This is a genomic window from Pseudochrobactrum sp. B5 (genome assembly GCF_001939785.1).
Classification (GTDB): domain Bacteria; phylum Pseudomonadota; class Alphaproteobacteria; order Rhizobiales; family Rhizobiaceae; genus Pseudochrobactrum; species Pseudochrobactrum saccharolyticum.
The window spans coordinates 23,605-30,000 of record NZ_MOYL01000011.1 but is presented as its reverse complement, the minus strand read 5'-3'; the positions used below and the strand labels follow the sequence as shown (position 1 = coordinate 30,000).

Genomic DNA, 6,396 nt, shown 5'->3' with positions numbered 1-6,396 from the left:
CTTCACGCGCACGACCATCAAGACCGTAACCGTCGAGTTCCTCATAGCGCGCCTGAACTTCGCCATAGCGCTCAATGATTGTATCCATCTCGTCCATACGATCCGGATCACACATTGCAGCTTCGAGTTCACGCAATTCTGCGGCTACGATACTGACAGGGCCGGCACCATCCATCACTTCCGCAACGGCCGTACGCCCGCCCATTTCCCCGACATTCTGATCAAAATAGCCGATGGTCACGCCTTTCTCGACCGTAACCTGTCCCTCATCCGGCTGTTCTTCACCGGTGATCATACGGAAAAGCGTTGTTTTACCAGCACCATTCGGCCCGACAAGGCCGATTTTCTCGCCACGGTTCAAAGCGGCAGACGCTTCGATAAACAGAATGCGATGGCTGTTGGACTTACTGATATTGTCAATGCGGATCATGAAACAGGAGGCCTTGTGATTAGTCAGGCTCCTATGCCACGCCTTAGGCGCGCTGTCACGTCTTACAAGTTCTGCATTTAATACACAGTCTCTCTGACAATATTGAGAACTTAAAACCAGAACAGGCCTGATCGTCATCCGCATTCGGTATTGAGTGCTTGACATTTAATTAGGACTCCTACTTAATATTCATATGAGTCAGATATCAACAACACTCCGGCACCTACTGACAGGCTTTGATCGCCTTGCTATCGTTCTGCGAGCTGAACTATGGACAGCGGCAGCAGCCGAAGGGCTGAACCCGGCTCAGGCACAGGTTCTTGCTTTACTTGTGACGCGGCCCGACGGTATGCGCTCAAAAAATATTGCCGCGCAGCTTGCCGTTTCCGGCGCCAGTATCACGGAGACAGTAAACGCCCTTGTCCGGAAGAAACTACTTATCCGCACCGCTGATCCGTCCGATGCGCGGGCAAGCATCATATGCGCGACCCCTGAAGGTCATACTGTCAATGCTGCGATAGAAGAGAGCTCATCACGCTTTTCCCAGGCGCTAACGAGCTTGCCTGCTTCGGTACAAAGCGAATTACTCGCCACACAAATCAGACTGATCCGTGAATTACAGCAAGCCGGTGCTATTCCACTGCAGCGCATGTGCGTTTCCTGCCGTCATTTCCGTCCGAATATTCATCCCGGATCATCACACCCGCACCATTGCACATTTATCGGTGCAGACATTGCCGGTACGGATCTCCGGCTGGATTGCGGGGAACACGAAGCCGCAAACCAGACTGCTCAGGATGTAAACTGGGCGGCGTTCACCCAAAACCCTGAAAGTAATATCTCCGGCACACAAAAACTGCCGGACACCGTTGTTCACGGCTCATAAGCCGGAACTGAAAACGGCCCGGTGACTGCCATCACCGGACCGTTCATTGACCCAACTCCAAGCTACAGAGAAGGATTATCTATTATGGCACATATTCATCTCATTGATCCAGCGTCTGCCACCGGTTCTGTCAAACGGGTGCTCGATCAGATTAACGGTGCTTTCGGCACTGTCCCGAACATGTTCAAGGCTGTTGCCAATTCACCAGCTGCACTGCAAAGCATGTGGGGATCGTTCGGCGCTCTTAGTACCGGCAAACTCGGTGCGCGTCTGGGCGAGGAAATCGCTGTTGCAATTGCCAATGCCAATAATTGTGCATATTGCCTTGCCGCCCATACAGCGCTCGGACGCAAGGCCGGCGCATCAGCTGCCGATATGGCGGCTGCCCAGACCGGACAATCCTCAGACCCGCGGACACAAGCTGCTCTGAGCTTTGCCCTCAAAATCACCCGCGACCGTGCGGCAGTGACAGCAAATGATATTGCGGTGCTGAAAGCCGCAGGTTTTGACGATGAGGCTGTTGTGGAGATTATTGCCCATGTCGCTCTCAATCTCTTCACCAATTATATCAATGTCGCGCTGGATGTACCGGTAGATTTTCCTGCTGTCGCATTAAAACCGGCCGCCTGATCTTCCGGCGAAACAAACACAAAGAATAAAACTGCCGGCCTCCGTGACGGAAGCCGGCAGTTTCCTTTTACAAAATATCTGATGGATCAGAATTTGATTCCCAGTTTGGCATTCACAGAATTACTCTGAAAGCCTGATCCGAACTGACCGCGATAGCTGATACCGAAAACCGCCTGTTCACTGGCCTTAATATCAAAACCTGCCTGAACCAGCGCGGTATCCTCTGCCACAGGAATACCTGAAATATCGAATGCAGAACCCGTTGCAAAAGATGCGCGGCTGACCGGATCAGTATCAGCAAAAGCATGCTGCCAGCCCAGCGTACCATTTAGCTCGGCTTTGATATTACCAAACATCATCTCTGTTGCTCCGCGAATACCGAGCGTTGTGAACACAGTGCTCATTCTGTCGCCGTCAACGGTCAAGGCAGCCTGTCCGCCGGTTTCGGTAAAACTATCCGTCTTCACAGCAACATAGGCAAGATTGGCGAAAGGCTCGAAGACCGCATTACCGGTTTGCAGTTTATGGCTGAGTTCACCGAAAGCCTGAACCGTGCCTGCATTATAATCAGCTGCGAGTTTATCCGAGAAATCAGCAAAACGGACTGAACGGCTGATATCTACCGAGTGCCAGCTATAGGCAAGACCGGCGCTCAGAGCAGTATTGCCCCATTGCGAACCACCATAAATGCCGAGATGATAATTATCGCTCTCACCGGATGAAGCACGGTCATCAACATCAAAACTGGTGCGGCTGTAACCGGCCAATGCGCCAAGACGTGTATTCTCTGCAATTTCTGCATCATAACCGGCAAAGACACCACCCGTTGTCTGGCTGAGTTTTGCAGCACTGCCGTTTGCAGAATTCTCAGCCCATGTGCCGAAGCTCTGCATCCACAAAGCAGCAGGCGCATCTTTGGCTGAGACAACCTGTGCGCCCTTCTGTGCATGTGCATCCCCGAAAGCGGAACGAAGACGATCATGAGTTGCATTACGCAGATCGCTGCTCGTATTCATCAGAGCCGTTTTAGCGGATGCATGTACCTCACCTGTCAGCAGATCAAAAGCAGCCAAAGCCTGTTCTTTGCTTTCCAGCCCGAGCACCGCATCATAAACAGCATTGCCGCTTGCCAGAGATTCAACAGAGGCTGCGACAGAACGCTGATTAGCCGTTTCGCCGATATCGTCAAACGCAACCTGATTGCGCAGCACATCCAGATAAACCGCCTTCGGATCGTAAATCAGGCCGAGATTAATGAATGGCATATTCTGGCTGAGGTCAGCGAAAGTACCGTTCACACCGCCATCCGCTGTGAGAATGGTATAACGGCTGCCCGGTATATAAGAGCCTCCCGCTTTATCGACATAAACGCGGGCACCGTCGATTGTTGCAGTACCGGAAGCCTGAACGAGATCAGATGTACCATCCGGATTGATTTCCGCATGATAAAGAGAGCCTGCCTCCATCACCAGATCACCGGAAGTTTTCAGCGTGCCGATTGAGTTACCCGGTGCCAGAACAGCATCCGCAGCAATATGAATACCACCGAGTGTTCCTGAACCCGCAAGAAATGCACCATTGCTGACTTTAATCATACCGCTCACAGAAGCACCGGTATGATCCGCATCACCGACAATCAATCCGCCACGCTCTACTGATGTGCCGCCCGTATAGCTATTGACAGCATTCAGTGTCAGAACGCCCTCGCCGCGTTTGATGAGAGCACCGCTGCCGCTGATCTCCTGATTAACCTTCAGATTATTGGCAGCCTCAGCCACATCAATCCAGCCATTGCCGTCCAGCACGATTTTGCGCTCAAGACTGTTCATTGCCAGACCGGCCACGCGCAGACCACCATCATTTAAGCGTAAATTGGCTGATGCACTGCCCAGCGCCGCATCTTCAAAAACAATCACCGTTCCGCCATCGGAAACCGAGGTTTCGCCAATGAAATCGTGATTATCAATACAGTAGTCTCTCACAGCCTGCGCAAAGCGTGCATCCGTTGTCTGGCAATTGAGCAGTGTTTGTTTTTCTTCCTGCGTCAGATCCTTCAAGATCGGTTTGCCGTTTTCATCCGCGACCTGTCCAAGATAAACATCATTACGGTTATTATTACGGGTCAGGAAAAACTCTTTGCCTTTGGCTTCAAAACCGGATGCACCGGCGCCCCAAATCAGACGGCTTTTCTCAACATCTCCGTCTTTATAAGTCTCAAGCTTTGGCCCTACCCAGCGCAGCTCCTGTGCGACCGGATCGTGATCCGACAGCGAATTACCATTTGGCAGCAATGATGGTTTGGAAAGTGTGCCGGACCATTGACCATTATCAACAATTTCAACCCATTTGGCGAAAGGTCGGGAAACCAGAATATGATCAATATTCACACGATCCCAGCTCGGCCATGTATTGGTAGATTCTTCACCGTCACTGGTCCAGGTCGCACGTTCATCACCAACTTCACTTGGTTTGAACTGCTCGCGGTTCCGCTCAAGCTGAATCAGCTGATATTGTTGTTTCAGAATATTCATCGTCACCGGAAGATTATTGCCTACCGGATAGGCCTCTCCGGCAAAACCTATATCTTTTTGTGCCTGATAGGCTTTGTCCAGTGCATTGCCCCACTGCTCCCATGACAAATTGTCAATATTGGCATTCGGGTGTTCGGCTTGAATGATTGCACGCCATTTTGCTGCATCCGCCCGCTCAAGATATTCATAAGCCAGCGTTTTATAAAATGCGTTACCAGCGGCTTTTTTTATCAGGCGCAGTTGCGCATCCACACTCAGCAGGCCTCGTTCCGATACATCACCGGCATTCAGATCGCCGAGCAATATTGTCGGCGTCAGGGCAGATTGTGCCAGTTTGTTGGCATCTTTTGCCTGAGCGATACGACCAGATGATGTGTCTGCATAATTGAAATGGCGACCGGCGATAACCGTATCAGGGAAACCATTACCCGGCTTCACGACAACCGTATTCGCCGCCAGATATTCCGTTTCACCGCTTGTAAAGACCATGCCTTCGCCTTCACGGGAACCATGATCTTTGATTTTTTCAAATGCACCCAGCTTGTCTGCTTTTTCATTCAGCAGATCCAGAGTATTTTTCACATGGGCTTTAACAACCGTCGTATCGCCAAACGGCCTGTCGCTATTGTTGTAAAGTTCCGGCATAACCAGCACATCAGGGGCAACGCCACGCAGTAAATCCTGCATCGCCTTATTATAAATCAGCTGGCCATTCTTTTTTGCTTCAGCATCCCACATTTTGGAATCAAGGCCGTTATTCCAGATGTTAAAACCCATCACGGTCAGAGAAAAATTCTGTGTTTTTACTGGTTCTGCCTGTGCATTTGTATTCAGCGCAGCCAGCAATATTGCACTCGCCACCCCTGCCGTTAATTTACGCTTATGCCTTGCGCCTGACCGCTGCTGTTTCATCATATCATCCTGACAATAAGATTTGAGACATAAAATGTCACTTTTCTTACATTAGACGAGTCATATGTCAGTTTTTATACAATCCGGATGATTGTCAAAAATCATTTTCTTGACGCATAATTTTTTTTGTCCGAAATACGTGGAGTACAGGGGGCGCTATGCGATTTGACAATTCGGCATCAACCGGCGGCAACAAAAAAGACAACCGTCAGGCGTTTCTGCTGCAATATCTCGAGCAAAATCATTATATTTCGCTGGAAGAAATTGCTCATCTCTGCTCGGTGACGATGCAAACTGCACGCCGCGATATCATGGCGCTGGAAACCACAGGCAAAGTTCGCCGTATCCATGGCGGCGCGACGATCGCAGCTCCGATGGATGCCGGAACCTATCGTCAGAGGCGTCTGGATCAGGCCGCAGAAAAACAGGCGATTGCCGCATTTGTAGCCGATTACATTCCCGACAACACAACGATTTTCATTGATACGGGCACGACCTGCGAGGCCATTGCCGCTGCGCTGCTTAAAAACAAACAGGGCTTGCGCATTGTCACCTATAGTCTGCGTGTAGCATCACTCATCAGCGAGAATTCCGATTTCGCGCTGGCAATTCCGGGTGGTTTTGTCCGCGCCGTAGATGGCGGCATTTTTCAGGAAGACACACCCGATTTCATCAACCGTTTCAAATTCGACTATGCGGTGATTTCTGTCAGCGGCATCGATGATGACGGTGACCTGTGTGATGATGACCGGACAGAAGTGGCGGCCGTGTCCAAAGCGCTCGACCAATCCAGACACAAATTACTGGCTGTCGACAGCAGCAAATTCGGCAAACGCGCACTTGTTAAACTCGGCGCACTGAATATTGTCGATGCTATTGTCACCGACAAAGCACCGGCGCCGCATATTTTTGAGAAAATACAGACGCATAAGCTTCAGTTGCATCTGTGTGAGATCACTGACCGGCAAAACAGCTGAATTTGCCGGTCATAGTGCAATGATCCCAAA

At 50.6% G+C, this 6,396-nt stretch carries 5 protein-coding genes (1 of these 5 only partly in view); 3 read left to right on the top strand and 2 right to left on the bottom strand.

Annotated elements, in window-relative coordinates:
- Positions 1-430, bottom strand: the 5' end (the start) of a protein-coding gene (locus BKD14_RS18425) for an ABC-F family ATP-binding cassette domain-containing protein (protein WP_075657578.1). It extends 1,193 nt beyond the left edge of the window; the window shows 430 of its 1,623 coding nt (coding positions 1-430); its start codon is at positions 428-430; its stop codon lies off the left edge, out of view.
- A gap of 193 nt (positions 431-623) precedes the next feature.
- On the opposite strand from BKD14_RS18425, the gene BKD14_RS18420 reads away from it, so the two are divergent.
- Both BKD14_RS18420 and BKD14_RS18415 read left to right on the top strand, forming a co-directional pair.
- A complete protein-coding gene (locus BKD14_RS18420; RefSeq protein WP_075657577.1) occupies positions 624-1,316 on the top strand; it encodes a MarR family winged helix-turn-helix transcriptional regulator in 693 nt (230 codons plus the stop codon).
- Between the two features lie 84 nt (positions 1,317-1,400).
- On the top strand, positions 1,401-1,946 hold the full coding sequence (locus tag BKD14_RS18415) for a peroxidase-related enzyme (RefSeq protein WP_075657576.1): 546 nt from the start codon (positions 1,401-1,403) through the stop codon (positions 1,944-1,946).
- Positions 1,947-2,032: 86 nt separating this feature from the next.
- Here BKD14_RS18415 and BKD14_RS18410 read toward each other — a convergent pair whose 3' ends face one another.
- Positions 2,033-5,389, bottom strand: coding sequence for an autotransporter domain-containing protein (locus BKD14_RS18410; RefSeq protein WP_245293687.1), 3,357 nt, complete (start codon positions 5,387-5,389; stop codon positions 2,033-2,035).
- Between the two features lie 158 nt (positions 5,390-5,547).
- Between BKD14_RS18410 and BKD14_RS18405 the strand changes: the two genes are divergently transcribed.
- The gene (locus BKD14_RS18405; RefSeq protein ID WP_075657575.1) at positions 5,548-6,366 is read left to right on the top strand and encodes a DeoR/GlpR family DNA-binding transcription regulator; all 819 of its coding nucleotides are present in this window, start codon (positions 5,548-5,550) and stop codon (positions 6,364-6,366) included.
- Positions 6,367-6,396: the final 30 nt, after the last annotated feature.

What these genes read in the sequence shown, in the direction of transcription:
- BKD14_RS18410 (WP_245293687.1), bottom strand. Translation starts at nt 5,389, where the DNA reads ATGAAACAGCAGCGGTCAGGCGCAAGGCATAAGCGTAAATTAACGGCA.
- BKD14_RS18420 (WP_075657577.1), top strand. Translation starts at nt 624, where the DNA reads ATGAGTCAGATATCAACAACACTCCGGCACCTACTGACAGGCTTTGAT.
- BKD14_RS18405 (WP_075657575.1), top strand. Translation starts at nt 5,548, where the DNA reads ATGCGATTTGACAATTCGGCATCAACCGGCGGCAACAAAAAAGACAAC.
- BKD14_RS18415 (WP_075657576.1), top strand. Translation starts at nt 1,401, where the DNA reads ATGGCACATATTCATCTCATTGATCCAGCGTCTGCCACCGGTTCTGTC.